The organism is Methylobacterium sp. Leaf100, assembly GCF_001422845.1.
GTDB lineage: Bacteria > Pseudomonadota > Alphaproteobacteria > Rhizobiales > Beijerinckiaceae > Methylobacterium.
In genome coordinates this window covers 87,044-113,821 of sequence record NZ_LMMW01000003.1, presented here as the reverse complement: position 1 = coordinate 113,821, position 26,778 = coordinate 87,044, and the positions used below count along the sequence as shown (strand labels likewise).

The 26,778-nt window shown below is 67.1% G+C and carries 25 protein-coding genes and 1 tRNA gene; 5 read left to right on the top strand and 21 right to left on the bottom strand.

All coding sequences use genetic code 11. The features are described from left to right. Nucleotides 1-190: 190 nt before the first annotated feature. Genes ASF25_RS04125 through ASF25_RS04115 form a run of 3 tightly spaced genes read right to left on the bottom strand, consistent with a single transcriptional unit; the run spans nucleotide 191 to nucleotide 2,684 of the window. Nucleotides 191-637 (bottom strand): hypothetical protein, encoded by a 447-nt coding sequence (locus tag ASF25_RS04125; protein WP_056174701.1) that lies wholly within the window; start codon nucleotides 635-637, stop codon nucleotides 191-193. 41 nt (nucleotides 638-678) lie between these two features. Then, complete coding sequence (locus ASF25_RS04120) at nucleotides 679-1,941, bottom strand: methyltransferase (RefSeq protein WP_056303435.1); 1,263 nt, start codon at nucleotides 1,939-1,941, stop codon at nucleotides 679-681. Further along, a complete protein-coding gene (locus ASF25_RS04115) occupies nucleotides 1,938-2,684 on the bottom strand; it encodes a TlyA family RNA methyltransferase (protein WP_056303433.1) in 747 nt (248 codons plus the stop codon). Before ASF25_RS04115 ends, ASF25_RS04120 begins: the two co-directional genes overlap by 4 nt. 244 nt (nucleotides 2,685-2,928) lie before the next feature. On the opposite strand from ASF25_RS04115, the gene ASF25_RS04110 reads away from it, so the two are divergent. Beyond that, on the top strand, nucleotides 2,929-4,482 hold the full coding sequence (locus ASF25_RS04110) for a CYTH and CHAD domain-containing protein (RefSeq protein WP_056303431.1): 1,554 nt from the start codon (nucleotides 2,929-2,931) through the stop codon (nucleotides 4,480-4,482). Between the two features lie 10 nt (nucleotides 4,483-4,492). Here ASF25_RS04110 and rlmB read toward each other — a convergent pair whose 3' ends face one another. Then, nucleotides 4,493-5,290: a 23S rRNA (guanosine(2251)-2'-O)-methyltransferase RlmB gene (gene rlmB, locus ASF25_RS04105; RefSeq protein WP_056303429.1), complete on the bottom strand. Its 798-nt coding sequence runs from the start codon at nucleotides 5,288-5,290 to the stop codon at nucleotides 4,493-4,495. Nucleotides 5,291-5,626: 336 nt separating this feature from the next. Here rlmB and ASF25_RS04100 point away from each other — a divergent pair. Beyond that, nucleotides 5,627-5,701, top strand: a tRNA-Glu gene (locus tag ASF25_RS04100). A gap of 256 nt (nucleotides 5,702-5,957) precedes the next feature. Here ASF25_RS04100 and ASF25_RS04095 read toward each other — a convergent pair. The 10 genes from ASF25_RS04095 to ASF25_RS04050 form a co-directional block, all read right to left on the bottom strand. Next, nucleotides 5,958-7,241 carry a phosphatase domain-containing protein gene (locus ASF25_RS04095; RefSeq protein ID WP_056303428.1) on the bottom strand — a complete coding sequence of 428 codons (1,284 nt, stop codon included), beginning with the start codon at nucleotides 7,239-7,241 and terminating at the stop codon, nucleotides 5,958-5,960. A gap of 1 nt (nucleotide 7,242) precedes the next feature. After that, nucleotides 7,243-7,542: a hypothetical protein gene (locus ASF25_RS04090; RefSeq protein ID WP_056303426.1), complete on the bottom strand. Its 300-nt coding sequence runs from the start codon at nucleotides 7,540-7,542 to the stop codon at nucleotides 7,243-7,245. A 1,068-nt stretch (nucleotides 7,543-8,610) separates the two neighbouring features. Further along, on the bottom strand, nucleotides 8,611-8,856 hold the full coding sequence (locus ASF25_RS04085; RefSeq protein WP_056303424.1) for a hypothetical protein: 246 nt from the start codon (nucleotides 8,854-8,856) through the stop codon (nucleotides 8,611-8,613). Between the two features lie 731 nt (nucleotides 8,857-9,587). Then, entirely contained in the window at nucleotides 9,588-9,866 is a 279-nt protein-coding gene (locus tag ASF25_RS04080; protein ID WP_082502482.1) for a hypothetical protein, read from the bottom strand. Between the two features lie 230 nt (nucleotides 9,867-10,096). Continuing rightward, complete coding sequence (locus ASF25_RS04075; RefSeq protein ID WP_056303422.1) at nucleotides 10,097-10,543, bottom strand: BA14K family protein; 447 nt, start codon at nucleotides 10,541-10,543, stop codon at nucleotides 10,097-10,099. 194 nt (nucleotides 10,544-10,737) lie between these two features. Further along, nucleotides 10,738-11,121, bottom strand: a complete 384-nt coding sequence (locus tag ASF25_RS04070) for a CsbD family protein (RefSeq protein WP_056303420.1) — start codon at nucleotides 11,119-11,121, stop codon at nucleotides 10,738-10,740. A 66-nt stretch (nucleotides 11,122-11,187) separates the two neighbouring features. After that, a complete protein-coding gene (locus ASF25_RS04065) occupies nucleotides 11,188-11,391 on the bottom strand; it encodes a CsbD family protein (protein ID WP_056174681.1) in 204 nt (67 codons plus the stop codon). 68 nt (nucleotides 11,392-11,459) lie between these two features. Next, nucleotides 11,460-12,380 carry a hypothetical protein gene (locus ASF25_RS04060; protein ID WP_056303419.1) on the bottom strand — a complete coding sequence of 307 codons (921 nt, stop codon included), beginning with the start codon at nucleotides 12,378-12,380 and terminating at the stop codon, nucleotides 11,460-11,462. Between the two features lie 128 nt (nucleotides 12,381-12,508). After that, nucleotides 12,509-13,012: a CsbD family protein gene (locus ASF25_RS04055; RefSeq protein ID WP_056174677.1), complete on the bottom strand. Its 504-nt coding sequence runs from the start codon at nucleotides 13,010-13,012 to the stop codon at nucleotides 12,509-12,511. A gap of 315 nt (nucleotides 13,013-13,327) precedes the next feature. Beyond that, nucleotides 13,328-14,788: a PAS domain S-box protein gene (locus ASF25_RS04050; RefSeq protein ID WP_056303417.1), complete on the bottom strand. Its 1,461-nt coding sequence runs from the start codon at nucleotides 14,786-14,788 to the stop codon at nucleotides 13,328-13,330. A 205-nt stretch (nucleotides 14,789-14,993) separates the two neighbouring features. On the opposite strand from ASF25_RS04050, the gene ASF25_RS04045 reads away from it, so the two are divergent. Beyond that, a complete protein-coding gene (locus ASF25_RS04045; RefSeq protein WP_056303416.1) occupies nucleotides 14,994-15,668 on the top strand; it encodes a sigma-70 family RNA polymerase sigma factor in 675 nt (224 codons plus the stop codon). Nucleotides 15,669-16,011: 343 nt separating this feature from the next. On the opposite strand, the gene ASF25_RS23340 is transcribed toward ASF25_RS04045, so the two are convergent. From ASF25_RS23340 to ASF25_RS22540, 3 genes are all read right to left on the bottom strand, one after another. Continuing rightward, nucleotides 16,012-16,245 (bottom strand): hypothetical protein (locus tag ASF25_RS23340; RefSeq protein WP_210168821.1); only part of this gene is annotated, 234 nt, incomplete at its 3' end. Continuing rightward, nucleotides 16,242-16,541 carry a helix-turn-helix domain-containing protein gene (locus ASF25_RS22545; RefSeq protein WP_056174669.1) on the bottom strand — a complete coding sequence of 100 codons (300 nt, stop codon included), beginning with the start codon at nucleotides 16,539-16,541 and terminating at the stop codon, nucleotides 16,242-16,244. The genes ASF25_RS22545 and ASF25_RS23340, both read right to left, overlap by 4 nt. A gap of 82 nt (nucleotides 16,542-16,623) precedes the next feature. Beyond that, a partial coding sequence (locus ASF25_RS22540; RefSeq protein WP_244472891.1) for a Crp/Fnr family transcriptional regulator occupies nucleotides 16,624-17,061 on the bottom strand: 438 nt, incomplete at its 3' end. A gap of 643 nt (nucleotides 17,062-17,704) precedes the next feature. Between ASF25_RS22540 and ASF25_RS04030 the strand changes: the two genes are divergently transcribed. Next, the gene (locus ASF25_RS04030) at nucleotides 17,705-18,025 is read left to right on the top strand and encodes a multidrug efflux SMR transporter (RefSeq protein ID WP_056303413.1); all 321 of its coding nucleotides are present in this window, start codon (nucleotides 17,705-17,707) and stop codon (nucleotides 18,023-18,025) included. A gap of 337 nt (nucleotides 18,026-18,362) precedes the next feature. On the opposite strand, the gene ASF25_RS04025 is transcribed toward ASF25_RS04030, so the two are convergent. From ASF25_RS04025 to ASF25_RS04010, 4 genes are all read right to left on the bottom strand, one after another. After that, a complete protein-coding gene (locus ASF25_RS04025; RefSeq protein ID WP_056303411.1) occupies nucleotides 18,363-19,979 on the bottom strand; it encodes a cyclic nucleotide-binding domain-containing thioredoxin-disulfide reductase in 1,617 nt (538 codons plus the stop codon). A 573-nt stretch (nucleotides 19,980-20,552) separates the two neighbouring features. Beyond that, nucleotides 20,553-22,583, bottom strand: a complete 2,031-nt coding sequence (locus ASF25_RS04020; protein WP_056303409.1) for a hypothetical protein — start codon at nucleotides 22,581-22,583, stop codon at nucleotides 20,553-20,555. Between the two features lie 50 nt (nucleotides 22,584-22,633). Continuing rightward, nucleotides 22,634-24,460: a flagellar hook-associated protein FlgK gene (gene flgK / locus ASF25_RS04015; protein ID WP_056303406.1), complete on the bottom strand. Its 1,827-nt coding sequence runs from the start codon at nucleotides 24,458-24,460 to the stop codon at nucleotides 22,634-22,636. Between the two features lie 183 nt (nucleotides 24,461-24,643). Further along, complete coding sequence (locus tag ASF25_RS04010; protein ID WP_056303404.1) at nucleotides 24,644-26,095, bottom strand: flagellar hook-basal body complex protein; 1,452 nt, start codon at nucleotides 26,093-26,095, stop codon at nucleotides 24,644-24,646. A 218-nt stretch (nucleotides 26,096-26,313) separates the two neighbouring features. Between ASF25_RS04010 and ASF25_RS22535 the strand changes: the two genes are divergently transcribed. After that, entirely contained in the window at nucleotides 26,314-26,667 is a 354-nt protein-coding gene (locus ASF25_RS22535) for a hypothetical protein (protein ID WP_156368857.1), read from the top strand. Nucleotides 26,668-26,778: the final 111 nt, after the last annotated feature.

Below are 26,778 nucleotides of genomic sequence, written 5' to 3'. Positions count from 1 at the left end.
GTTAACAAGGACCTACCGCGACGCGCTGGGTGGTGACGCAGCGGCAACCCGCCCGATCGACTGCACTGCAGCATGGTCTTAACGTTGCGGCATGGACACCACAATCTGGCTCTGGATGGCTGCGGCCGTTACCTATTCCGGTTACATGGTCTTTGCCATGCGGTCATGACCGCATCGGGACCGGCCCGCCTCAGGTCCGGTCGTCCTTGTCGATGGCCGCGCAGATCGTCACCAGATCGCTGCCGGAATTCGCGACCGAGCACGTGACCAGGGCCCTGCCCGCGTCGACCTTGCTATGGCGCTTGGTTTCCGCACTGGTCCGCGCCGTGCGCCCGGCCTCCGCGAGGGTGTCGGCGGGAAGGCCGTTGACCGCCTGCCCGGCCCGTCCGAACAGCGGGAAGTAGCCCGTCGGCAGGGTCGCCCCCTTGAATTGGGCACCCACGGCCGAGAGGTCGCCACAGGCCAGGGTCAGGCCGATGCCCTCCCCCGCCGAGAATTCCGCGAAATCGACGGTGCGCCGGACGAGGGTCGCCTGCGTCGCCGCCGTCACGCGATCGATGAGATCGCCGCAGCGATCCGCCCGCGCCGGTGTCGCAAGGGCGAGGGATAGGCCGAGGAGCATCAGGGAGGTGCGCATGGCTTCTCAGCTAGGGGAAGGTCGGCACTTGTCGAGCGGGCTCACGCGAGGGATGCCCGCCGGCGGCGCACCACCGTTCGACGGAACACACCCACCACCTCGACGTGGCTCGAATACTTGAACTGGTCCACGGGCGTCACGCTCTCCAGCCGGTAGCCGCCCGCCACCAGGGTGGCGGCATCGCGCGCGAAGGTTCCGGCATCGCAGGCGACGCCTACCACCAGCGGTACCTTGCTTTCGGCGATGCGCGCCGCCTGCGCCTGGGCGCCGGCCCGGGGCGGATCGAACACCACGGCGTCGTAGAGGTCGAGCTCGATCGGCAGGAGGGGGCGCCGGAACAGGTCGCGCCGCTCCGTCGTCACCCGGCGCAGGGACGGCGTCGCGCGCACGGCCCGGTCGAGGCTCGCCAGCGCCGCGGCTTCACCCTCGACGGCATGGACATCGCAGCGTTTGGCCAGCGCGAGGCTGAACGGTCCGCTGCCGGCGAAGAGATCGACGACGCGCTTCGTCTTCTTGTCGAGGGCGGCGAGCACCAGGGCCGTGAGGGCCGACTCGCCGGCCTGCGTCGCCTGGAGGAAGCCGCCCGGCGGCGGGCTGAGGCGAATGCCGTCGGTCTCGATCACGGGTAGGCGGCGCTCGACGAGGATCTCGCCGTGCAGGGACAGGCGCGCGAGGTCGAGGTCGTCCGCGAGACGCACGAGGACGGCCCTTACCCCTTCGGCCACGGGGCCGTGGCCCCGGATGTCGACGTCGAGCCCGGCATCGGTCGAGGTGAAGGCGACATCGAGGGGTTTTCGCCCGTGCCCGAGGGGCGCGCTGAGGGCTGTCGCCACCGTGGGGGCCCGGTGGAGCGCTTCCACGGTGATCGGGCAATGGTCGATGGCCACGAGGTCGTGGCTGCGAGCCGCCATCAGGCCCGCCCTGGCCCCCGCCTCCCCGGCCCGGACATGCAGCGTCAGGCGTCGGCGGCCCTCGCCGTGGGCGTCCTGCAGCGCCCCCGGATCGGCATCGAGGCCGGCCTGCGACAGGGCCTGGCCGACGAGGGCCCGCTTCCAGGCGGCATAGGGCTCGGGCGCCCAATGCTGGACGGCGCAGCCGCCGCAGGTTCCGAAATACGGGCAGAACGGGTCGATCCGGTCCGGCGAGGCGGTCTCGACGGAGACGAGTTGACCGCGACCGCCTTCGCGCCGGATGGCGACGCGCTCGCCCGGCAGGGCGTAGGCGACGGCCGCTCCGTCGGTCGCCATCCCGTCGCCACGCGCACCGAGTTTGGCGATGGTGACGATGTCGGGGGAATCGGTCATGGAACTGCTTTCCGGCGCGCTCCGATGAGGAACTCGCGATTGCCGTCGCCGCCGGTGACGGGCGACGGGATCAGGTCGAGGCCGGTGAAGCCCGCGCCCGCGATGAAGGTGTGGATCTCGGCGCAGACCGCTTCGTGCACGGCCGCGTCGCGGACGATGCCGCCGCGTCCGATCCGGTCTCGGCCCGCCTCGAATTGCGGTTTGACCAGGGCGGCCAGGGCCGCCCCCTCCCCCATGAGGGCCGCGACGGCGGGCACCACCAGCCTGAGGGAGATGAAGCTCACGTCGATGGCGACGATCATCGGGGCCACCGGGATCGTCGTCCGGTCGAGGGCACGCGCGTCGTGCCCCTCCAGGCTCGTGACCCGGGGATGCGTGCGCAGCGAGGCATGCAACTGATCGTGGCCGACATCGACGGCGTAGACATGGGCGGCCCCGCGCCCGAGGAGCGCATCGGTGAAGCCGCCCGTCGAGGCGCCGATATCGAGGCAGGTGAGGCCGGCGGGATCGAACCCGAAGGCGTCGAGGGCCGCCACGAGCTTGAGCCCGCCGCGGGAGACGAAGGGATGCGGGGCCTGCGCCTCGATCCGCGCGCCCGGCGCGATCAGGTCGGAAGGCCGCGCCACCACCCGTCCATCGGCCCGCACCAGACCGGCCGCGATGGCGCCCTGCGCCCGCGCCCGGCTCTCGAAATGGCCACGCTCGACCAGGAGGCGATCGGCCCTGATCCGGTCCCGCGTCATTCCCAAACTCAAAACTTCGGCGCCCGGCTGCCCGCAGGCCGGCGCGAATTCCCCTCCGCTACACTACAAAGTGGCGCGCGCGAACGAAAAATCGTGCGTGTTCGGCTCGCGTCGACGGCGCCGCCTGTCGCATACAGGAACCCCGAGGCCCGCTCTGCCCCGGGGGAACGGATGCCGGGCGACGGCTTTGAGATCGCGCAAGTCGGCCGTTCCCTCAGACCCGACCGCGACAACAGGACGAACCATGGCCACGCCGCGCGAGATCGAGTTGAAGCTGGAATGCGGGGTCGCCGACCTCGCCGCGCTCGCGAACCACCCCCTGTTGCGGGCGGACGGGACGCCGGAGGCGGTGGTTCTCAGCTCGACCTATTTCGACACGGCAAAGGGCGACCTGCGCAAGGGCGGACTGACCCTTCGCGTGCGCCGCGAGGGCGACCGCCGCATCCAGACCGTCAAAGCCGCTTCCGCGAGCGTGGGCCTGTTCGACCGGGCGGAATGGGAGGCCGAGATCTTCGGGGAGGTGCCGGACGCCGAGGCGTTCGCCGAGACGCCCGTCCCGGCCCTCCTGGGCGACGCGGCCGATCCCGCCCTCGTGCCGGTCTTCACCAGCGTGGTGGATCGTACGACCCGTCTCGTGGTCCACGGCGCCTCGCTCATCTCCGTGACCCTCGATCAGGGGCGCATCGAGACGGCCGAGGGCGCCGTACCGCTCTGCGAAGTCGAACTCGAACTCGATGAGGGCAGCCCTGGCGACCTGTTCGGCCTCGCCCAGGCCTTGGCCGAGACCATTCCTCTGCGCCTCGGTGCCCTCAGCAAGAGCGCCCGTGGCTGGCGCCTCATCGACGGGACGTTGCGCAAGTCCAGCAAGGCCAGTCCCGTGCGCCTCGAACCCGGCGCCACGGCCGGCGAGGCGTTCCGGGCCGTCGCCCAGGCCTGCCTGCATCACCTGCGCCTGAACGAGGACGTGTTCCTGCACGGGCGCCACCCGGAGGGTTTGCACCAGATCCGCGTGGCGCTCCGGCGTCTGCGATCGGCCCTGACCCTGTTCAAGCCGATCCTGACGAGCGATCCCGCCGCCGCGCACCTGCGGGACGAGATCAAGCGCGTGACGGAGCCGTTCGGCCGGGCTCGCAACCTCGATGTCTTCCTGGAAACGACCTTGCCGGCGGAACTCCAGAAGCGCCCCGAAGAGGCCGGCCTCCAGGATCTGCGCACCCGCCTCGAAGCCGAGCGCGATCGGGCGCACGATGCCGTGATCGCCACCCTCGAATCGCCGGCCTGGCGCAGCCTGATCCTCGATGTCGCCGCCTGGATCGAGACGGGGGCGTGGCGAACGCAAGGACCCGCGGAGGGTGGGACGCCCGCCCGCGATGCCACGGCGGAGGATTTCGCCGCCGACATCCTCGACCGGATCCGCCGCCGCATCCGCAAGCGCGGCCGCCGCCTCGAACGTCTCGACCATGAGGCGCGCCATCGGGTGCGCATCGAGGGTAAGAAGTTGCGCTACGGCGCCGAGTTCTTCGCCAGCCTGTACACGGACAAGAAAGCGCACAAGCGCCACAAGGCCTTCGTCTCGGCGGTGTCGGATCTCCAGGACCATCTCGGGGCCCTGAACGACATGGCGACCGCCCACGAGGTGTTGTCGAGCCTCGCCACCGCGGGCGATGGGGTCCCGGCCGAGACGCTGTTCGCCGCCGGCCTCACGGCGGGGGACAACGAGGCCGAGACCAAAGCCCTGCTCGCCAAGGCGGCGGACGCCCATGCCGATCTCGTCGATCTCAAGCCGTTCTGGCGCTGAAGGGCTCGCCTCAGCGTCCGACGCTGAGGGCGTAGAGGGTGATGGCCGCGGCGTTCGAGACGTTGATGCTGCGGATCTCGCCCCGGAACGGGATCCGCGCGAGCACGTCGCAATTGTCGCGGGTCCGCTGGCGCAGGCCCTTGCCCTCGGCACCCAGCACGATCACCGCCGGACGCTTGGCAGCGATGGTGTCGAGATCGGTCCCGGCCTCGGAATCGAGGCCGATGCGGGTGAAGCCGCGCTCGCCGAGATCGATGAGCGCCTCCGACAGATTGCGGACGATGACCAGGGGCACGTGCTCGAGGCCACCCGACGCCGATTTGGCGAGGACGCCGGTGGCGGTCGGCGAGTGCCGGGCCGTGGTGATGATGCCGGCGACCCCGAAGGCGGCGGCCGTACGGACGATGGCCCCGACATTGTGCGGATCGGTGATCTGATCCAGCGCCAGCAGCAGGGCATCGTCGGGCAGGTCTTCGAGGTCCGGGCCCGGCAGCGGATCGGCTTCGAGATAGAGGCCCTGGTGCACGGCATCGGCCCCGAGAAGCGCATTGATGGCGCTCGGCCGCACCAACTCGGGATCGATGCGAAGCTGCCCGATCTCCTCGGTGAGGCGCAGCATGGCGTTCTCCGTGGCGAGGAGCCGGTGCAGGCGCCGGCCCTCGTTGGCCAGCGCCTGGGCAACCGGATGCCAGCCGTAGAGCACCACGTGGTCGCCCGCCGGTCCTGCCGGGCGGGGGCGGAAGCGATCGCCGCCGGGGCCGGGCCGTCTCGCCTGCCGGTTCGGCGGGCCGTCGCGTCGCGTGGTCATGGGGGCTGTCCGCTCGTGCCGGGCGGGGCCGGGGAACGCCCGCCGCTGTCCTGCGCGACAAACCGGCCACCGGCGTTTTCGTCAAGCGGCAAACTTGTCCGGAAACGCCCGTTGCCCCCGCCTCCGATCCCGCCTATAGAGGCCTCGCTCCGACCAGCGCCCTTCGTCTAGCGGTCCAGGACGCCTCTATTCCCCTACCATCCTACCAAGTACGTGGTTGCGAGGGTCAGGCATGGTAGGCATCCGAGGCCTGTCAACGAAGGATGCTTCTCGGCCGGTACAGGCGGTTGACTGCCCGGCTGTGCGAACGTAGAAAACTGGTATTGGTGAACCAAAGCGCCTATCGTCTATCGGTTAGGACAGGTCCCTTTCAAGGATCAGAGCGGGGTTCGACTCCCCGTAGGCGCGCCAATACAGTATCAAACTCCATGGCGACTGCCGCAGAGCTCAATCGAGCTTTTGTTTATCGACGGTAGGGCGTGGTTTTTCCGCACTGAAAGACGGGGTCGCCCTCTGTAGAGCGAGCCATTACCGTCCAGGACCGGGAAACGTCTCGCCGGTTTATCCTCGGTCGCCACCTTCAGCGTTAGCCCTCGGAGGTGCGTAAGACACTGCATCGGAACCGCCGAGGCCGGGTCCTGGATCGTGTCGAACGCTGCGTGCGCGATCAGCCCGGATCCTGACGCGTGCTCCGGCCGTTCCGATCCGCCGGTTCGACGACGATGTTCGGCGGGATGTCGGACCCGGACCCGAGGAGGCTTCTCAGATGCCCATCGGCGACCGTTTGCGTGATGTTCGCGGGTCCTGATCCGCCGACGCGGTGGGTCCCGGTTTCGGTATCGCTCGCGGTTTCACGCTCGGAGGACACTGCTCCACCGCTCTCGGGCGCAATCAGGCCGAGACCGATCGCATGATCGGCCATGACGGCACTGTCGGCTGCGAGGACGAGGCTGCTTCCGGCGGCACTGACCGCGACGGCGAGGCGCTCGATCTCGACGATGCGGCTCTCGCCGCGCGAGACGTTGCGGATGTAGACGGCGAGCACACGCCCCGGGTGATCCGCCACGACCTGCGCGTAGACCTCCGGGTCGTGTTGACCGCTGTCGCCGAGCAGGACGACGGGCAGGTCGCGGTAGAGTGCCAGCATGTGGCCGATGAGCTCGCGCTTGTGATGCTCGGCCTTCCGCGGCAGGGGATGCCGCCAGGACAGCCCCCATTCCCGCAGGAACAGCACCGGTCCCACGGGGATCGCATGCTGGCGGAAGAACTCGCCCAGCATTTCGTAGATGCCCCATGGCGCCCGGGACACGTAGAGCATCGGGTTGGCCTCATGGCCGCTCGCGCCGTCGTGGAACGCGCGACAGAGGGCGGCGGCGCCCGGAAACGCCACGCGGTTCTCGGCGTCGGCCACGAAGAGGCGCCAGAGCATCTTGAACTTGTTGGCGACGCCCGTGTGCATGATGGTGTCGTCGATATCGCTGATGACGACGAACCGGCACCCCGTCGGCGGGATGTAGACCTGCCCCTGTGCGATCACCGGTGGATCGGCCTCGAGGGTGAGTGCGACGGGATGCCAGGCGATCCCGCCGGGAAGTGCCTCGCATGGGCGGAGGTGGACACGAAAGTACCCGTCCCGGTCGGTCGCGACGCGAACCTCCGCCCCGCCGAAGCGTGCCGTCACGGTGGCCCCGGCGATCTTTCGACGGCGGATGCGGCACGCGATGTCACGCAAGCTCGCCCGGAGATCGTCGCCGTTCGCCGTTCGATCGGGGTGCGATTGCCGGAACACGCGGCCGATCAGGAAGATCTCCCGGCTCGTTCCGTAGCCGCGGTAAGCCTCGACGACCGTTCCGCCCCGCCCCTGCGCCTTGCGTACGGGACGGGCCGCGAGGGCCAACAGGCGGACGACAGCCGTTCGCCAAGTGGGCTTCGTCGAGGTGGGGCTCTCCATGTCAGCGGCGCACCGCCTCGACGTCGTCGACGTAGATCGAATCCGGCCCGCACGGGTGCCACGCCTTCTTCGCGTCGGTCTGTCCCTTCCTGCCCCAGCAATAGCCGGCCTGGGCCAGGCGACCACTCAGACGGTCGCGCAGCACGCACTGCTCGCGGATCGCCGCAGGATCGCCGCTTCCTTCACAGCCTTGCGTCGCCTTGGTTTCGGCGGCGAGCAGGTCACGCACCGTCGGCATCGGCTGCCCGAAGGCGCTGCCGGCGACAAGAAGCAGAGCGAAGGCGGCCGAGGTGGAACGCATCCCCACAGGATAGCCGCAAGCCGGTCGTTGTCGAGGAGAACCCTGCTGGCCGGCACGGGAGGCCGTCGAGGATGCTTCCCCGACGCATGGGGCATGACGCGGAACCGGGTCACACCGCCCACGATTCACTTCCGAGAACGGATTTTGGGAAGAGCGCAATGGTCTCTCAGGACAAGACACCGCCAGCCGGCCTCGACGTACCCGCCAAGGGAAAATCCCTGGTCGAGCCCAGGATCACCGAGGACCCGGCGGAAGCCGGACCGACATCGCCAGGGCACGTCGCGCCGGCGGATGATCCGGGCCCGGAGACGGGCGGATACGACGATCATTCACCGAGCCGCCACCCGACGAACGAGGAGGGTGGCTACGGTGCAGGTTGAACCGCCCGCCGGGCTTCGCGCTCGCTGATCGCCACGATCCAGCGCCCCTCCTTGGGGTGCCGTCATCGTGGATGAGCAGCGCCCTCCGAAGACCGACGGTGAGAGCACCGCGAGACGGGCGATGCGACGTACGGGTGCGTCAGACGCGCGGGGTTTGCGGGATTGCTGGTCCGAACGTCGAGACGATGGTGTGGCGAGAGCAACCCATGCCATCGCCGACCCCCGATCGAACGCCCGAGATCGCGCTTCCCTTTGAGAGCCCGGCCTCGAACCGTCCGGCTTCGGCGGTGGGTCGTTCGTTGTTGCGTGAAACTCCCGGGGCCTGCTGCTCGTACCTCCCATCACCTCGCGATGGCGCGGCAGGGAGACCGTATTGTCGAGAACCAAGTCTTTCGCCGCGGGACATCACCGTCGCCCGCTGCGATCCTACCGTGCCATCACCCGCCACAACGACGGGTGCATCATCCATGTGCGAGACATCCAGGCGGACAGCGACGAGGAGGCGATCCGGATCGTGACCGAGCCCGGCGCGGATGTCTGCACCGACCTTTGGAGCGAGAGGGGGCTGGTCCAGCGCTTCGGGATGAAAACCGGGTAGGGTGGAACCCCGCGGATGCTGGGCCGTTCTTCAGTCCCAACGAGACCCAACCTTCACCCGCCCGGAGCAATCCGCGGCGGGCTTTTCATGTCAGGAATTGGGCAGCCGCTTCTCCGGGGCGGGATGACGCAAGCGTGCCTTGGCGTGCCGGGTCGCCTGTTCCGTACGACCGGCGCCTGCCGTCTGCGAAGAACCGTAATAGTCGTGTCCGGTCAGCCCGAACGATCCGCCATGCACCACCCCGGGCGCATCAGGAATGCCGCCAAGAAATTCGAATGGCCCCGCCGAAGCAGCGGAGGCGTAGGCGACGAGGAGGGCGACGAGGGCGTAACGCATGCGCCGCTTTTACGGTCATATGCTGCACAGCACCTTAACGGCTTTCGCGGATCGCAGAGCCACCGGGGGAGGATCACTACCGCCGAGGTAAGCATCATAGCCGATCGCAGGTGCAAAGCCGTGAGATACTGTCGGCGGATCACCCCATCGATAGCGTTGCCCGCTCGGATAAGCGCTCGGTTGATTTCTTGGCCAATCCGGCGGTGGCGTTGCGGGCAGCAATCCGCTGACCGGAAAACGATCGGACCTGCGGCGTTCCCGGAACACCAAGAAGGCCGATGCCACGATTCGCATGTATGCCTCCAGGTGACGATGACGCTGGAAACAAGCACGCAGAAACGACGTTCCATCACCAAAATGTCAGTCGAACGATAGAAAGATAGAATAAGCGGTGGCTTCCCATGTTGGCAAAGCGGATCATGGAAGATCCAATGGTTCCGGAATACGTGTAAAGGGGCGGCCCCTAAGAACTTGCGAGCATCCGCGTCGATTGAAGAACCACGAGGATCAGCGTGGCGAAGGCCGCCGTGGCGACCAGATAGGTGATGATCTTGGTGAACTTGGTCATGATTCCCGTTTCTTCCGCCGTATGACCTGGGTCGCCCGCCCGGCGGTTTGCCTTCGTTCGGCGGCGCGCGGACAGGGTCGGGTAAGTTCAGGCTCCGGCGCTGGTCGGTGCCGGAGTTCGTGATGGCGCGCCCGTGCGGGCCCTGGATCGCTCCTTGTGGGGCTCAGTCGTCCGCTTCGTCGGACGGGCCGCCATGCGATCGTTCATAAGCGGCGATGGCCCGGGAGCATCCCTCCGACAGGTTCGGGCGATTGCGCTTGAAGCAGGCTTTCACCTCGGGGCCGCCCGGTTTCATACCCGCGCACAGACGGAGGTAATCACCGCCGCAACTCGCGCGCATCGCCTCCATCTCAGGCCCTTCCTGCGCTACGACCGCTGATGGGAGCAAGGCGAGTGCTCCCGCGAGCGTCAGTGCCTGCAGGGCCATTTTACGAAGGTTCATTTCAGGTTCTCTGTTTGCCTTGAGTCCGAGGGCGTTCCACGCGGAGCCACGTGGAGGTCCGCCTTGCACGGCTCGGGCATGCGATGATCTACACCGAGGCCTTGGGGGCCGGCACGTGTCCGCGGTGCGCAGCGTTCGCGAAAGCATCGGGCTCCGGAAACCCCGCCGTCGCGAGCCCGGGGCCGCCATCAAGGCGGGCCCGATGTAGGCTGGGATCGGGCGCGACCGTGTCAGGGGCAAGCGTGACGGTCGCCGTCGTTGCCCAGATAGGTCCCGCTGGCCGCATCGTAGGAACGAAAGCGGCGAGCGCAGGCTGCGACGGCCTCGGGATTGGGGCCTCCCTGCACCACCACGGGAGCGGCTTGCGCCTGCGCGTTGGCGATGGCGCCACCGATGATGGCGCCCGCGGCCAAGCCGGCTACGCCCGCCCCCACCGCAGCGCCGACGCCCGGACCACGCCGATGGCCGTAGCCGCGCCGATAGCCGTAGCCTCGGCCATACGCGCGTCCACCGCGCCAACCGTGGCGAGGACCGAACCGCCGGTACTGAGCGTACGTGGTCGGCACATCGCCTCGCTCGAGCGCCGCGATCGGCGCGGCGGTTGCCTGAGAAGCTTGGGCCGGTAGCCCGACCAGAGCGGCGACGACGGTGGTCGCGAAGGCGAGAGTCAGTCTCATGTGAACGTCGTTACCTATCGAGTGAGGATCGGTCCTATCGATCGACGTCAGTAGCCCCGGCGGTTCGACGGAGCGGAGGTCCGACCGCGAAAGCGGCGGCTGACGTAGGCGATGATCTTCGGAAGCACGAACGCGGTCAGCAGCTTGCGGATCATGGGTGGTCTCCGGGGTTGGGGTGCGTCACGGCGCGAAATTCAGTGCCTGGAACGGGACAGCCAACCGACCGCGAACGCGATGGCGGCGAGGCCGAGCAGGGCGGAGGCGCGATGGTCGTCGGTGTAGCGGGCGGCTTGGCGGCCATAGACCGTACCGCGCTCGCGGGCGTCGCGAGCGACGCCGCGTCCCTCCTCGATGAGATGAGCGGCCCGGCTCCGGACTTCACGCGCGAGATCCCGTCCGTCGTCGACGTAATCTTCGGCCCGATCGCGGGCGCGGCCGTAGGCGTATTGCGCACCGCCGGCCACCTGGTTGACGGCGCCACGCACCTGCCGGGCCGGATCACCGGTGAGGCCGCCGACGGCGGTCTGCGCGCGACCCTTGAGGTGGCGGGACGCGCCGCGGAACTGGTCACCGTTCATGGGTACTCCTGGGTTCGAATGGTGGGGCGGCGGGACCCGGTCGGGTCACCGGCCGCCCGTATGGGATCAGTGCTTGCCGGTGACCTTGTCGACGAGCGAGGCGACGCCGTCCTTGGCCTCGCCGACGGTGCGCTGGGCCTCGCCCTTGAGTTCCTGGGCCTTGCCTTCGACGACGAGCTTGTCGTTGCCCGTGACCTTGCCTGCGGCCTGCTTGACGTTGCCGGCCGCCTCGTTGGCGAGGCCCTTCAGCTTGTCCGTGGTGCTGCTCATGGGATGGCTCCTTCGATTCGAGGATGAACGGGAGGCCGGCCGGTCGCGGTGACCGACCGGGGATCGTCTCAGACGCGGCGGGCGTCGTAGCTGTCGGCGAGGGTGTGGAGCTTCGGGGCGCCGAGGCGGCCACCGAAGAAGCCGGCGAGCGCACCGAGGATCAGGGCGAGCGCACCGTAGAAGGCGCCCTGGGTGGCAGCCGACTTGGCGGCGACGGCCGCCTGCTCGGCCTTCACCTTGGCGGTGGCGATGGTCTCGTCGTACTGCTTCTTGTAGTCTTGGATCTGCGTCTTGGCCTGGTCGACCGGGATGCCCTGAGCCTTGGCCAGCGCGTCGGCGGCACGGTTCTCGGCCTGGGCCTTCTGGGCCGGGTCACCCGTGAACAGGGCGCGGATCGCGGCGACGGCTGCATCCTTGGCGGCCTGCGGGTCCTGACCGGCGGCCTGGTTCCGAACCGACTGCTCGATCCCGTCGAAGGGGTTCGAGATCTTCGACAGCGACGGCGCGGCAGCCTGTGCCGCTGTCTGCACCGTGCCGCCGACGAGCGAGCCGGCGCCGCCGAGCGTGCTGGTCACGCCCGAGAAGGCACCGCCGATGAGGCCGCCGGCCGCCGAGGTCAGTAGGTACAGAACCACGAGGGTGGTCACGGCCCACGAGACGAGGCCGTGCAGGCCGGCGGCACCCGTGACGGGCTTGCCCGACAGGCGACCGGCGATGAAGCCGCCGGCCAGCGCTGCGACGATGCCCGAGCCGACGAACCAGACGCCGGCACTCATCGACAGGGTGGAAGCGGCAGGATTGTCGGCGGCCACGGGGCCGACGCTCGACAGGCCGACGCCGACGCCGACCATGTTCAGGATGACCTGGGTCACCAAGGCTGTGACGGCGCCGGCGAAGATGGCGCCCCACGAGACCTGGTTCAGCAGAACGGTGCGAGTGTCGGCCGAGGCCGTGGTGGTCGAGGTCGCGAGAAGGGGGGAAGTGGACACGTACAGGTACTCCGGGTCGTCGGTCGTCCGAAAAGTTCGGTCGTTCGAGGGGGCAGTCTGGGGTGGAACTCAACGGTCCGACCGAGCCGTCGCGGCGCGGTCGGACCGATCGATGCCGGCTCTGCGGATCAATCGCGGCCGTGGATGAGGAGGCCGAGGCCGTAGCCGACGAGGCCGGCCACCAGGAGGGCGGCAACGGGGTGCTCCGCGATCTGGCTGGCGGCATCGTTGCCGTTCCGACGAAGGGAACGGGCGCCGGTCTCGTAGGCGTCTTCCGCCCGGTCGTACGCTTCGCGGCCAGCACTGCGGACGGAACGCTCGGCGCGCTCGTAGGTATCGCTGGCGGCACCCTGCGCCCGGCGTGCGCGGTCCTCGACATCGCCGGACCCGATCAGATTGCCGACGGTGTCGCGAACTTTGCCGCCGATCTCGCGGGCTGTCTCGGCCACGTGGTCGGCCGCATCGCGCGCGGTGTCCTTGGCTTGGCCGTACAGGTTCTCGGCGGCACCCTGCGCCTCGCGGGCGCGGCCCTCGACCGAGTCCCGGTTCGAGCCCGTGAGGTCGCCCACCGCGCCCTGCACCTTGCCGCCGAGTTCCTTCGCGGCGCCGGTGATCCGATTCGTGTCGACCATGATGGTGTTCCTGTTCTCGTTTCGATGACGTTCGTCGGCTGTAACGTGCGAGCGAAGCTACGTTTGAACGGCAATGTTCGGTTTCAGTTCGAGCTTCGGTAGTGACTACTGAGAGGTTTCTCGCCCACGACTTCGGACATGAGCGCCGATGCTCCGGCGGCTTCGTTCTCCGGGCCTTCCAGCTACGAAGAAACCTAGATCGCCTTCCGCATGCACTGGCTTCCACTGGCTTCGCGAAGTCCGGTGCGAACCCGTCCCTCAAGTGGTCCGCCGTGGCCCGTGAGCAATGGTGCAAATATACTGGTAAGGCAGTTTTTATTTGCTAGCCTCCGAAATCGGGAACCCGTTGTTGCGACCCCACACGATGGCTTCCGAGCGCTTGTGGACGGCGAGCTTCCGGTAGAGCGATGCGGCGTGGTTGCGGACCGTGTTGCGCGAAAGCCCCAATTTCTGTGCAATGCCATCGTCGTCCAGTCCTCGGCAGATGAGGTCGAGGATCTGGCGCTCGCGACCCGTCACGTTCGGAACGACGGCGTCACGGGTCTCGCTCGCCGGCCGGCGAAGGGTCGTGAGCTTCTCGATGAGTCCGCGGCTGAACCAGGAGGTGTCGGCCATGACGGTTTCGATGGCTTCGAAAAGCTCCCGCTCGGTGCGCTTGCGCTCGGTGATGTCCTGCAGCACCAGAAGGGCGAAGGTCTGGTCGCCGATCTCCACGCGCTCGGCCGAGACGAGGCAATCGAAGTTGGTGCCGTCTTCGTGCCGGAGGCAGACCTCCAGGCCGAGGACATAGCCGGTGCGCGCCACCGCCGTCTCGAACCGGGTTCGTGCGGCGTCGTGCACCCAGAGACCAAGTTCCGCGGGCGTACGTCCCGTGACCTTGTCGGCGCTGTAACCGAACACCCGGGTGAAGGCCTCGTTGACGCCGGTGATGGAGAATCCCTCGGCCCGTGCCAGCAGGGTCGGCACGGGAGTGAGGTGGAACGCCTTGGCGAAGCGCTCCTCGCTCTGACGAAGGGCCTTCTCCGCCTTGCGGCGCAGTTCCAGGTCGGCGAAGGTGAAGAGCATGCAGGGCTCGTCGCCGAACTCGATGGGTTGGCCGGCGACGATGACGAAGCGCGAACTGCCATCGGGCAGATCGAGGCAAGCCTCCATCTGCGGGATGGTGGCGCCGGTATTGAGCCGGGCGATCGCCAGATCCCGGCTGCGGGCGCCTGCCAGCACGTCGACCTCGTAGACGCTGCGGCCGATCACGGCGTCGCGGGTATAACCGGTCATCTCCAGAAAACCGTGGTTCACCTTGACGTGACGCAGGTCCGACAGCCGGCAGATCACTGCAGGTGCCGGATTGGCGTTGAAGGTGGCTTCGAAGCGCTCCTCCGCCTCGAACTGCTCCGAGACGTCCTTGAGGATGAGTGCCAGACAGCTCGGATTGCCCTCCCGGTCGGTGGCGACGAGGCTGCGTAGGGAGTGCACGAAATCGACCTCTGGCCGGTCCGTTCGGGTCACCTCGACGATGACGTCGTGGAAACGTTCTCCCGAGACGACGCGCTCCATGGGGTATTGGTTCGGAGCGTGGTTGTTGCGGTAGCGCAGTGTGAAGCGCCCACGATAATCGTCCACGGTCTCGCCGAGTTCGCCGATGGTTTCCGCGCCATGCATCGCGAGGGCCGCCTCGTTGGCATAGGCAATGGTCTGGTCGGGCTCGACCAGGATCACGCCCTCGCTGAGGCCGGCGATGATCTGCCGAAGCTCATGCCTGTCGACGGCAACCACCACGTCCCACCGCCTTCCGTACCGCTCGATTCAAGCCAGGCCGTAACAGCGGTCGTGGACGGACGGTTCCGGGCCGGGAGGTCCGCAGACCGGTATATCTGGATCATTGACGTGAATGTGAACGATCATCCAGAACCGGCCCGGTAGAATCTACCGTAGAGGGGCAGCCTCTCAGGGCTGATATCCCGAACAAGGACTCCTCCCCAGAATGCTGACAAGCATCGTCACCGACGAACCTTCGCCGAGCGAAGGATTGCCCCGTCATGTCCAGGATCAGATCGGGGCACGGCTGAACGAACTCATTCCCAGCGTGGATACGGTCGATGCCGATACGAGGCTCGGCCGAGTTCTGCTACGTCTGCGAGCCGCCCTGCTCGACGCCGAGGCCGAACGTCAGATCACGAAGGCGTTCGGCGACGAACTCATCGCCGTGGTGCCACGTCTCCGACGCTTCGCTCTGCTCCGTACCGGCAATGCCGCAGAGGCAGACGACATGGTTCAGGCGACCCTCATGCGGGCATGGGAGCACCGATCCCAGTTCCGCACGGGGACCAACCTCGTCGCGTGGCTGTTCACGATCCTGCGCAACATCCATCTGAACCAGCGCAAGCGTTTCCGCCGGGAGGTCGAGGACGTCGACGGCGTCATCGCCGGTTCGGTCTCCGCGCCGCCCGAGCAGGAACACCGCGTTGCCCTCGCCGAGCTACAGTTCGCCTTGAACGACCTCCCGCCGGAGCAACGCGAGACCCTGTTGCTCGTGATGGTCGACGGCCTGCTCCACACGGAGGCCGCGATGGTGCTCGGGTGTCAGGTCGGTACCGTGAAGAGCCGGGTGAGCCGGGCACGCGAACGTCTCGCCCTTGCCCTCGGCCTTTCGGGATGACACCGTCGGACACTTCGGGGCCAACCAGGGCTTTCACCTTGTGGGTCTTGCGTTCATCGCCCGATGACCCGTTGTCTTTCGGGCGTTCGAGGGGCCGAACAACGCTCGTTTTTCCCGAGTTAGGAGGTCGTATCGTCGGTGGTGGCGAGGCGGTGCGTGATCCAGTCCTGGGCGGCGTCGAGGCTGGGGAAGGTCGGCGGGTTCGGGTGGTCGACGCGGCCGAATCCGGCTTCGAGGAACCACCGGCCGGCGTCCGACCCGTGCTGCTCGCACAGGTGAACCAGGATCGCCACGAGGAACCCATCGTCGAACACGAGATGGCTCTCGGTATCGTTGCTGCCCNGAAAGGTCGCAGACGTTCAGGAAAAGAGGCGGCGCCGAGGCTGGCGAAGGTCGGCGGGTTCGGATGGTCGACGCGGCCGAATCCGGCTTCGAGGAACCACCGGCCGGCGTCCGACCCGTGCTGCTCGCACAGGTGAACCAGGATCGCCACGAGGAACCCATCGTCGAACACGAGATGGCTCTCGGTATCGTTGCTGCCCGTCGYGACCTGCACAGGCTGGAGGTGGAGGCTCATCCGTCAGCCTGCTTCTTCAGATGGAGGTAGGTGGGATCGAACTCCGCGGAGCGGCACAGGTCGTTCCAGGCGTTGACCACCAGGGTGCTGCTGCGCAGRGTGATCAGCCCCTGGCCCCGCATCTCCTGCAGGGTGCGGTTCACGTGCACGGTGGTGAGGCCGAGCGCATCGCCGAGTTCGGTCTGGGTGATCGGCAGGGGGCAGCGGTGATCGCCGGCGAGGCCCACCGCTTCGAGCTTGAGGTACATCTCGCAGAACAGGTGSGCGATCCGGCCATAGGCCGACTTGCGGCCCATGCCGGTCATCCATTCCCGAAAGATCGCCGCGTCGATCAGGGTGTCGCGCCACAGCACCGCCCCGAGGCGCGGGAAGCGCAGNGGCCGACTTGCGGCCCATGCCGGTCATCCATTCCCGAAAGATCGCCGCGTCGATCAGGGTGTCGCGCCACAGCACCGCCCCGAGGCGCGGGAAGCGCAGAGTCAGGTCACGGACGCTGTCGTGCGGGATGAACGCGACCGTGGCCACGGTCACGGTGCCGAGGCTGTGATCCATCACCGGCAGGTGGAGGCTCTGCAGATCGGGAGTGTCGCCGGGAATGTGGAACGAGAAGATCTGGCGGCGACCCTCGCCGAGGATCTTGTAGCGGCACAGCCAGCCTTCGAGGACCAGGCAGCATTGCGAGGGCTTGTCGCCTTCCCGCACGATATCCTGCCCGGGCTCGAGGGTCCGCGTCCGCGCCGGCAAATTGCGAACGGCTTCCTGCTCCTCATTCGAGAGGGTGGCGATGCTGTCGAGCTTGCGCAGCAGCATGGTCATGGGAGCGTTGTTGGAAACCGGGTGCATAGCAACTTCGCCTTTCACTTGTGGCGCGAGCGCTCTGCTCTTCAAGGCACCCGCCTCTCTTATTGCTCCGCCGACGCTGGAAGCGTTTCTAGATGTGCGTGATACCGATGCATTATCATATGATAATTTGAAATCCCCCGCGCGCCCGATGCGTTACGCGACCTTTTCGCTGCTCGGTAGTGGTCGGGCGATCGATTGAACGGGAGGCATGGGCCGTGGGTCCGATGGCTCTCGTTGCTTCTTTGGACGATGTGTCGCGCGGGATCCCGGGGTGGCGAGACGCTCGATCGGTCGCCTGCAGCCGTCGATGGAAGGTTTCTCGCAAGGCGCAGGGGCACAACGTGGCTTCAGACCAGAATGGATTAATCCGGCGTCCTACCGCGGATCGGCATTCGGGCCGTCAACCGACGCAGCGTTTGAAGACGCTCGATTGCCCAACCATGCGGCAACGGGGTGAGGTGCGATGCCTCGATTTGCGGCATCGACAGGAATGTTGCGGTGCACTAAGTCTCTCGCCTTCGATGGGTCGGGCCCCGGTGCTCGGCGGAGCTGTTCGGCCTCTTCCGGGTTTCCGGCTGCAGCGTTTTCTTTCGAGCCCGCATCGGAGAGTCACCCCATGGCGTGGGTCATTCTGAGCGTGGCGGTGGCCACGGAAATCGCTTGGGCCTTGAGCCTCAAATGGGCGGCTGTGCGGGGAGATTGGGCGACCTCGTCGGTCCCGATCGTCCTGAGCTTCGTCAATATGGGCCTGTTGGCTTTTGCCATGCGTGGTCTGCCGGCCGGGACGGCCTATGCAGTGTGGACCGGCCTCGGCGCCGTCGGGGTGGTCGTGTTCGGCGCGCTGGTCTTCGGCGAGAAAGTGAATTCGACCCAGATGGCCTTCATCGCCCTCACCATCACGGGTGTGGCCGGCACGAAGTTTTTCGCTCAAGTGTAGTCGATCGCTTACGGGGGCTATGGCGGTTCGCTTGAAGCCTTCCAGCACGGGACCGGGAGACGACAGCTTCTCAGGCGACAATGCTTGCGGGTGAACGACATCGGGCGCCTTCGGAATGAGGTCGCTCTGCCGGTGCTCGGTCCCTCCATCCAGGCACCCGGTCGAGCGAACGATGCGATCGGCCCGTGCTGAGGCATGCGACCTCCCGAGACCCCATCGCGCGACCGAATGCGGATAGGCGAGCCAGCTTTCCTGGCCGGTGGGTTCGTCGCAGCGCCACGTTCCGGGGCGTCGCTGAGCCGTCGATGTCTCATTCCCATTGAGAAGCTCTGCGCCGTCAGTGCCGGACATACTCCCAGACCTTGGAGATCACGACCGAGCCTTCGCCCACGGACGAGGCCACACGCTTGACCGAGCCTGCGCGGACGTCGCCCACCGCGAAGATTCCGGGATGTGACGTCGCGTAAGGTGATCCTGCCCCGATCGCGTCTCCGGTCAGCACGAAGCCGTGGCCATCCAGTTCGATGAGGCCCGAGAGCCATCCGGTGTTGGGTGCGGCCCCCACCATCACGAAGACGGCGCAGACCGGGCTCGTCCGAAGGGTTCCATCGACAACGCTGCGGGTGGTGACCGCTTCGAGACGGTGCTCGCCATGGAGAGCGCTGACTTCGGTGCCGTAGTCGATCGTGATCGCCGGGTCCGCTTCCAGACGGCTCGAAAGGTAGTGCGACATCGAGGCTGCGAGCGACGGTCCGCGCACCAGGAGGCGAACATGCTTGGCCGACCGACTGAGAAACATCGCAGCTTGACCGGCTGAATTGCCGCCGCCGATGATGATGACCTCGGCATTCCGGCAGTAACGCGCTTCGATTTCCGTTGCCGCGTAGTAGACGCCGGCTCCCTCGAACGCTTCGAGCCGATCGATCGGCAGGCGACGATATTGTACACCGGTTGCAACGACCACGGCACGGCCGCGAACCCGTTGATCGTTCTCGAACGTGGCGCAGAACGCTCCGTTTTCGAGCTGATCCAGTCTGGTGACCCGGCGCGGCATGGCGAACCGCGTCCCGAACTTCATCGCCTGGACCTCGCCGCGCCAGACCAGATCGGCGCCGGAGATCCCGGTCGGAAATCCCATGTAGTTCTCGATGCGGCTCGATGTCCCGGCTTGGCCGCCGATCGCGACATCCTCGATCACCAGGCTGTGCAGCCCCTCGGCGCCCGCATAGACGCCGGCCGCAACGCCGGCGGGGCCACCGCCGACGATGAGCACGTCGAAAGCCTCGTCGTCGACGAGGTCGTGGTTGAGGCCCAGCAGATGCGCGACCTTGTCGGATGTGGGTTCGGTCACGACGATGTCGCGTCCGAAGATCACGGCAGGCCTGTCGACGGCAATCGAACAGCTTCGTGCCACGGCATCGGCCTCCGGGCTTGCCAGCGCGTAGGACCTGTAGGGCAGGCGGTTGCGGCTCATGAATTCCGCAATCCGCCGAACCGCCCGGTCGTCGTCCTCGCCGAGGAGGACCAAGGTGCCGTCCTGCGTGTCGAGTTGCCGCCGACGGCGGGCGGCGAGCACCGTGATGACGATGTCCGACATCTCGGGGATCTCGGACATCAGCCGCAGCATCTCCAGTCGCGGCACCTCGATCACGCTGGTATCCCGCACCGCCCGCATCGGCATCGACCAGTTGCCGCCATTCAGGAACGCGATCTCGCCCATGAACTGCGTCGGCCCGAGTGTCGACGGAAGATGGCGCTCGTCCGTGAATGGGTTCACCACTTCGACTTCGCCCGTTTCGACGTAGACGAATCGATCAGCGGGCTCGCCAGCACGTGCCAGGAACCTCCCGGCCGGGTAATGCCGCTCGACCCCAACGGCCCGAAGGGCTGCGATATGCGATGCCGCGAGGGGAACCCGCTGCATTTCGGCGAGATCCCGGCCGATCGATTCCATCTCTCGTTCTCCCTGGACATCATCGAGGTGCGGCGCAGAGTCGATCACTCGAGCCCACCGGGCAAGGGACGGCTCCTGCAGGAGGTCCGATGTTGCGCCGCGCCGCCGACGATACGGATGCAGGCGTCGTTCGGTCGACCGGAAAGCCTCCGTCAGTCCGAGGCGCTCTACGACCTCCCCGCGACCATCCAGGAGGGATGCCTGTCGCGCCCATCTCGGCGTTGGGTGCGACGGGTCACGACTGCGTCGTGTTTCCGACCGGAGGCATGGATGCAGGATCGCGCTTTGCGCAAACCGGTCTTGTCGGGGCGAGTGACGCAGCCACAACGACGATACGCGGCGCGACCGCGCCCGTTTCCACCCTTGGATCCGAAGCCCCGGTAAGGTGCGGCCTGTTGCGAACTCCGATGTGAACGCCGCCCGGGTCCAGAACGATCGACGCCGGGATCGCGCGAACCGGACCGGCGGCCCGCGATACCGCAAGGGCCCGATGTGCGGGGCGAGTCCTGCGACCCGAGCCGTGAATGCCGAAGCGAACCAAGCCTGCCAGAAAGGCCGGCCCGACCCAGTCGCTCACGACAGGTAGTTCACCAGCGTCAGTTTCGAGAGCATCGAGGTCACCTGATAGCTCGCCTGCAACTGGTTCTGCATGGCCAAAAGTTTGGATGCGACTTCTTCGGTGGAGATCGAATCCGTGCCCGCGAGGGTGTTCTGCAGTTGCGCCTTGGTGGCGCCGTTCTGTGCCTTGGCGTTGGTGATCTGGGCCGCGGCGAGGCTGAGTTCGGTGGCGATCTGGGCGATGCCCTGATCGTCCTGTTTGGATGTGAGAACGGTGCGGACACGGTCGGTCAAGGCGGTGTAACGGCTCCGTTCGCTCAACGCCAAGGTCCGGTCCGCGGCCGAAAGGGTGGTGTCGTTCGGTTCCTTGGTGCTGGCGAAGCTCTCGCTCGCCAGGGCGGCGATGCCCGCCAGCGCGTTGCGGATGCCGGCCTCGTTGGCCTGCGCGCCGATGCCGATGGATTGGCCGCTGCTGACCTGGACGGTTGCCGTGCCACGCGGATCGGCGAGGCTCTCGTCGCCCGTGTACCAGATCACCGTCTTGCCGGCTGGATTGGTGGAGAAGCCGCCGGTGGCGGTGTCGACCCGGCGCGGGGCGAACGCGTCCGACTTCGAGCCCGCGAAGAAGTCCTTGGAGGCCAGGACGGCGGACGAGGCCGCGAGCGTCGTGCCGGCGCTCGTCTTCACCGTGTCGGAAAGCGCCTTCTGGATGTTCAGGGCCGTCGCCTCCGGGCTGGCGCCGATGGCGAAAACCGAAGGATCCTTGCTGTCCGCGACGGTCCTGGCCGTCAGCGTGATCGTCGTCGGGGTGCCGTCGCGCAGGCCGAGGGTCAGCGTGATGGTGTCGCCGTCCTTGGGCGGCGTGACGGCGCTGACCGTCAGGGAGGCGCTGGCAGGGGTACCGCCCGAGAGGGCCAGGGTCACGCCCGGGGGAGATTTGCTCTGGGCGGCGGCGATCCCCCTTTCCCCGACGGCCATCGTCAGGCTGGCGAAGCTTCCGGCCGTGTCCGGCCCGATCACGAACTCGTTGGCCGCGCCCGTTGCGACCGTGCGTGCCGTGTAGGTTACGACGGTTCGAGTGCCGTCGGGCTGCACGATGGTCACCGGGACCGACGCGCCGTCGACGGGTTGCGCGGCGAGACTTGCGGGAGCCGCCATCTGGCTCTGCCCGAGTGCCAACTTCAGCTTGGCGCCGCTATCGGTGCCGATCAGGAATTCGTTGGCTCCGAGGGCGGGGCCTGTCCGCGCCGTGTAATCGACGAAGGCTTGACTGCCATCGGGCTGGTTGACGCTGAGCCGCACGACATCGCCGTCCGTCGGCTGCGTGCCGAAACCGAGAGCCACCCTCGGCGCACTGGCCGCGTCCAGATTTTCGCTGAACGCGGCCTTATTGGAGCTGTCGATGCCCAGCAGGGTGAACCCGAAATTCGCGCGTCCGATCGCGCTCGCTCCCTCGGAGACCGTGACCGCCGCCGTCCCGGTGGCCGGAATGCTGAGGTTTCCCGTCCCGGTGATCCCGTCGGCGGCCTTGCGCTCGGCGATCATGGCGTTGAGGCCGGCCTTGGTGCCGTCGCCGTTGAGGATCTCGTCGGCTGAGATGACGGGTGGCGTATCTGTGGCGCGCCCTCCGAACAGGTAGGTTCCGGCGTAGTTCTGGTTCAGGGTATCGACGAACAGGTCGAGGTTGGCCACAGCCGTCTGGCGGGTGGTGTCGCGGGCCGAGGACGAACTCGTGTTGGTCAATCCCTCGGCGATGCCGCTCACCGTTGTCGACGTGACCTTGGACAGATTCTGCAGGCTGGTCGAGCCGAGCGTGATGCGGTTGAGGGCGCCGGTAATGCTGGCGGCGTAACCATCGAGGCGCGCGACCTGGGCATGTGCGCTCAAGCTCGTGGTACGGGAGGCACCCAAGCCGCCATAGGTCTCCGCCACCCGGCCCGTGGTCAGCTGGGTGGTGAGCGTGTCGAGCTTGTCCTTGGTCGCGAGCAGGCGCTGCGTGTTCAAGGTGGTGGTGTAGCTGCCGGCCGCGAAGGGCGTGATGGTCATGGGCGCGATCCCGGGAACGGAGGACGGACGACGTTGGGCGGGACCACGGCTCAGATCCGCAGGAGCGTGTCGAGCATGTCGCGGGCGGCCGTGAGCACCCGCGCGTTGGCGCCGTAGGCGGTCTGGAGCTGGATCAAGTTGGCCATCTCCTCGTCGATCTTGACCCCGGATTCGCTGGAGAACCGACTCTGTGCCGTCGCGAGGGCGATCTGCTGCCCTTCGTCCAGGCTCTGGCTCGACGCCGCGTTCGCTCCCTGCGCGTCGATGATGCGCAAGGTGAAGTCGGCCACGTTGGTCGTGAAGGGCGCCCGCACGCCGCCGATGCCGGAAGCGGCCGAGAAGGTGTAGGGGCGGGTGATCAGCCCGTCCAAAATCCGTTGCGGACGCGTTGCGTCGCCGGACTGGGTCGTCGCCGAGGACAGCACCAGGGCGCTGGTATCGGCCTTGATCGCCGGATTGAGGGCGATGCGCTGGGCAAAGCCCGTCAGCTGCGAGCCGCCATCGAAGTTGCCCGTGTAGAGGCCGTTGGTTCGGCCCGAATCGACGAACAGGGCGATCTCGGCGGTGTTGGCCGAACTCTTCGTCTCCGTCGCGGTGGTGGGCACCGTCACGGTGGCACCCACCGTCGCGATGGCTGAAGCCGTAGAGGCGGCGCTACGGGTGATCGTGAGCTGTCCGCCGGCGACCGCAACGGAATAGTCCGCCCCCAGCGCCGCGCCGATGCTGGACGCCATGGCGGCATCATTCGCGCCGAGGGTGAAGCTCCGGACTGAACCGGCATCGACGTCGCCCGGCCTGAACGCCGCGTTGCCATCCTTCGAGGCGACGAGGGCGATCTGCGATCCGTTCGCGAGGGTGAGAGTGATGCGGTTGCCGCTCTTCAGCCCGGCAATGTCGATGGCCGTGCCGCCTGGCGCACTCACCGTGCGGTCCGTGGTCGATTGCGCCAGCCCGGCCGCCAGTTCGTCGATCTGGCGCTGTGCCTGGACCAGGGTGTCGTCGCGGGCGGTCACGGCGGCCGCGAGGGAGCCTGAGCGCAAGGCGCCCGTGGCGAGGAGATCGATCCGAGCGCCACCGGGTGTCGTTGCGGTGATCGTGCCGACGCCGCTCTTGCCCGCCTCCGTGGAATAGAGGGCCTCGGGGCTCAACACCGCGCGGCTGTCGAAGCCGAGCGATGCGGAAACGCCGTGATCGACCAGGGTGACGCCCGACTGGGTCATCACCGTGATCGAGCCATCGCCCACCTGGGTCGCCTGAACGTCCATGTACTGGGCGAGCTGGTTGATGGCCTGGTCGCGTTGATCGAGGAGATCGGGACTGGCACCGATGCCGTTGGCGGCGACGATCTTCACGTTGAGCTGTGCAATGGACCTGAGCAGGGAACCGGCACTCTTCACGTCGCTGGCGATCTGCGATTCCATCCCCGTGCGCAGGGTCTGGATGCCGTTGGCGATGGTGCCGATCCGGCTCGCGAGGGTCGCAGCGTTGCTGGCTACGGTGGCGCGTACGGAGCTCACCGTGGGATCGTTGGCGAGTGCCTGGAGGGACTGCGTGTATCCGTTGAGGACTCCATCGAGGGATGTGCTCGAACCGGGAACGCCGTAGAGCGCATCGAGCTGCGTCCCTACGTTGGCGGCAATGCTCGTATAGGCCGCGCCGGAGCTCTCCAAACGCAGTTGTTTCTGCGACGTGGCGTTGAGAATTCGCGAGACATCGCCGCTGTTGATGCCCGTTCCGTCGTTCTGGGCAACGGAGGACTGGACACGCTTGACGTAGCCGACCGTGTTGACGTTGGCGATGTTCTGCGAAACGACGCCGATCTGGGCCTGCATCGCCTGCAGGCCGGCCGTGGCGGTGTTGATCGCGTTCAGCGACATCGATTCGGGCCTTCCCCTCGCGCGAGGTCCTGAAGCGGGCGTGCAGGGTGTTCGTCCTGCGGCCGGGTACCCCTTGCGTTCCTAATCTGCTCTGGAAAGTGAGGCAGAAAACGTTCGCAGGGGCGGCATTCCTAGAAAGATGACTTGGATGGTTGATGTTTCGTTTTCATCATAGCATCGATGTTAGCGAATGATATTGATCAGGTCGCTCATCATGGTCTGTGCCGTCGACATCACGCGGGTGTTGGCTGAGTAGGCCTGCTGCGTGACGATCATTTTCGAGAATTCGGCCGCGATGTCGGTGTTCGACTGTTCGATCTCGCCACCCACGACGGACGATCCGTTGAGGCCGGAGATCGGCGCGCCGGAATCGAGGGTCTGGGTGTAGGTCCCGTTGGTGTCGCCCTTGAGGGCGTCGGCGTTCTTGAACTGCACGATCCCGACCTGGGCGAGGGCCGCCGAGTTGCCGTTGGAATAGGTGCCGGTGATCTTGCCGTCGCTGGTGACCGAGAGCGAGGTCAGGGTACCCGACGCGTAGCCGTCCTGCTGCACCGTGTCGGTGCGGACGCTTCCTTCGCTGGTGGCGTACTGGGTCAGGGCGCCTGCGGCGATGTTGAGGCCGACATTGCTGAGTTTGACCCCGTCGACGGTAAGGTCGGGGATGATCGGGGCGGTCGGCGACGTGAGCTGGCCGCTCTTGAAGGTGAACGCTTGGCCGACGTTCTGCCAGGCGTCGTCCGCGGCGCCGGCATTCGAGTTGCCGAGGTAGAACAGGTTCCACACGTCATCGGTTGCGGGCTTGGCCGGCGCAGCGGCGATGGGTGGCGTCGCCGTCGGATCGGCCGTCACGGCGGCGGTGGCCGCGCCTCCGTTCTGGACCTTGGCCCAACGCATCTGAACGGTCATCGGAGCGCCGGAATCGGTATAGGCGGTGAGCGAACCCCCGGAGAGGGTGTCGTTGAGGAATTTCGTGGCATCGCTTCCCTTGATCGGCGTTCCCAGGGCGGGGGCCGCCGGATCGGTGAGAACGGGGGTGTAGGCCCCGGATGTCAGGGTCTTGAGCAGTGCCGAGTCGGCATTGCCCGCGACGGCATTCTTGGTCGACGGCGTCATCGGCAGATTGGCGCCGTAGGCAATGCTCGTCGTCGGTTTGGCGGCAAGCGACGCCGTCGAGATCTTGATGGGGCCGGTCCCGGTGGTCTGTCCGGTCCGGGGGTCGAGACTCTGGCCGGTCAGGTAACCGCCGGCCCCGTTGACGAGATAACCCTGGTTGTCGGATTTGAAATCGCCCCGGCGGGTGAAGTACTGGGCTGCGGAAAAGCTGGCTTGACCCGCCGCGTCGCCGGTCTTCGTCTGAACCGTGAAGAACCCCTGCCCGCTCAGGGCCATGTTGGTGTCGATCCCGGTGGAAACCAAGCCGCCCTGAATGGTGTTGGTCAACCGTGAGAAGGCGCCGACGGAGCCGGAGACCTGCTTGTTCAACGGCTGCTCGGCGATCATGTCGACGAAGTTCGTATCGACCCGCTTGAACCCGGTTGTCTGCGAGTTGGCGATGTTGCCCGAGATGTTGTTCAGCGAATACGACTGGGCCTGGAGGCCCGACACCGCGGTTTGTAGCGCACTGAAAATGTCCATGGTCGGCCTTGGGGTCCGCGAGATCGGTCATACCTGGGTCAGCAATCCGTATGCCGTCGGTGTTGTCTCGGAAAATCAAGGGCTTAGGTCGTATCGTTCGTCCCGGGCGGCGCTGCGCCCCGGCAAGTCTTGCCGATGCGGCGGCGGTTTATGCCGGCCCCTCGGCGACGTCGAATGTCCGATATGCTACGGGTCCCGGCAGCGTGAGGTTTACGGAAATGCGTGCTGTCCTTCTGGTCGCGGGCCTGCTGACAGGCTTACCCTTGGGTGCTTCGGCGCAACCCGATCCGAGTCCTCATAAGCCGAGGCCGTCCGCGCCTCGGCTCGAAACCGCCACGCCGGACGCGCCGTCCACGTCATCGGAGGAAGCGCAGGCGCGGCGTGATCGCGCCGAGGCCGAGCGCAAGGTCCGCGAGAAGGCCTTCGACGATCGCGTTCGTCGCGCGACCTCGTCCATCTGCAGCAATTGTACGACGGGTCCGACTCCGCGTCGTCGTGTCCGCGAGCAGGCAGCGCCGGAACCGCGCGATCCGATGTTCGACCCCGCGGAAGCGCCGCCGATGCCGGACTGAGTTTACCGTTGACGCTGTGGGGCGTCATCGCTGCCCACCTCGATCTCGGTGGACCGGCATGGGTCTCAGGACGAATGGTCCTGCCCGGCGCCGTGCCGAGCGAACTGATAC

What these genes read in the sequence shown, in the direction of transcription:
- ASF25_RS04125 (WP_056174701.1), bottom strand. Translation starts at nt 637, where the DNA reads ATGCGCACCTCCCTGATGCTCCTCGGCCTATCCCTCGCCCTTGCGACA.
- ASF25_RS04120 (WP_056303435.1), bottom strand. Translation starts at nt 1,941, where the DNA reads ATGACCGATTCCCCCGACATCGTCACCATCGCCAAACTCGGTGCGCGT.
- ASF25_RS04115 (WP_056303433.1), bottom strand. Translation starts at nt 2,684, where the DNA reads ATGACGCGGGACCGGATCAGGGCCGATCGCCTCCTGGTCGAGCGTGGC.
- ASF25_RS04110 (WP_056303431.1), top strand. Translation starts at nt 2,929, where the DNA reads ATGGCCACGCCGCGCGAGATCGAGTTGAAGCTGGAATGCGGGGTCGCC.
- rlmB (WP_056303429.1), bottom strand. Translation starts at nt 5,290, where the DNA reads ATGACCACGCGACGCGACGGCCCGCCGAACCGGCAGGCGAGACGGCCC.
- ASF25_RS04095 (WP_056303428.1), bottom strand. Translation starts at nt 7,241, where the DNA reads ATGGAGAGCCCCACCTCGACGAAGCCCACTTGGCGAACGGCTGTCGTC.
- ASF25_RS04090 (WP_056303426.1), bottom strand. Translation starts at nt 7,542, where the DNA reads ATGCGTTCCACCTCGGCCGCCTTCGCTCTGCTTCTTGTCGCCGGCAGC.
- ASF25_RS04085 (WP_056303424.1), bottom strand. Translation starts at nt 8,856, where the DNA reads ATGCGTTACGCCCTCGTCGCCCTCCTCGTCGCCTACGCCTCCGCTGCT.
- ASF25_RS04080 (WP_082502482.1), bottom strand. Translation starts at nt 9,866, where the DNA reads ATGAACCTTCGTAAAATGGCCCTGCAGGCACTGACGCTCGCGGGAGCA.
- ASF25_RS04075 (WP_056303422.1), bottom strand. Translation starts at nt 10,543, where the DNA reads ATGAGACTGACTCTCGCCTTCGCGACCACCGTCGTCGCCGCTCTGGTC.
- ASF25_RS04070 (WP_056303420.1), bottom strand. Translation starts at nt 11,121, where the DNA reads ATGAACGGTGACCAGTTCCGCGGCGCGTCCCGCCACCTCAAGGGTCGC.
- ASF25_RS04065 (WP_056174681.1), bottom strand. Translation starts at nt 11,391, where the DNA reads ATGAGCAGCACCACGGACAAGCTGAAGGGCCTCGCCAACGAGGCGGCC.
- ASF25_RS04055 (WP_056174677.1), bottom strand. Translation starts at nt 13,012, where the DNA reads ATGGTCGACACGAATCGGATCACCGGCGCCGCGAAGGAACTCGGCGGC.
- ASF25_RS04045 (WP_056303416.1), top strand. Translation starts at nt 14,994, where the DNA reads ATGCTGACAAGCATCGTCACCGACGAACCTTCGCCGAGCGAAGGATTG.
- ASF25_RS04030 (WP_056303413.1), top strand. Translation starts at nt 17,705, where the DNA reads ATGGCGTGGGTCATTCTGAGCGTGGCGGTGGCCACGGAAATCGCTTGG.
- ASF25_RS04025 (WP_056303411.1), bottom strand. Translation starts at nt 19,979, where the DNA reads ATGGAATCGATCGGCCGGGATCTCGCCGAAATGCAGCGGGTTCCCCTC.
- ASF25_RS04020 (WP_056303409.1), bottom strand. Translation starts at nt 22,583, where the DNA reads ATGACCATCACGCCCTTCGCGGCCGGCAGCTACACCACCACCTTGAAC.
- flgK (WP_056303406.1), bottom strand. Translation starts at nt 24,460, where the DNA reads ATGTCGCTGAACGCGATCAACACCGCCACGGCCGGCCTGCAGGCGATG.
- ASF25_RS04010 (WP_056303404.1), bottom strand. Translation starts at nt 26,095, where the DNA reads ATGGACATTTTCAGTGCGCTACAAACCGCGGTGTCGGGCCTCCAGGCC.
- ASF25_RS22535 (WP_156368857.1), top strand. Translation starts at nt 26,314, where the DNA reads ATGCGTGCTGTCCTTCTGGTCGCGGGCCTGCTGACAGGCTTACCCTTG.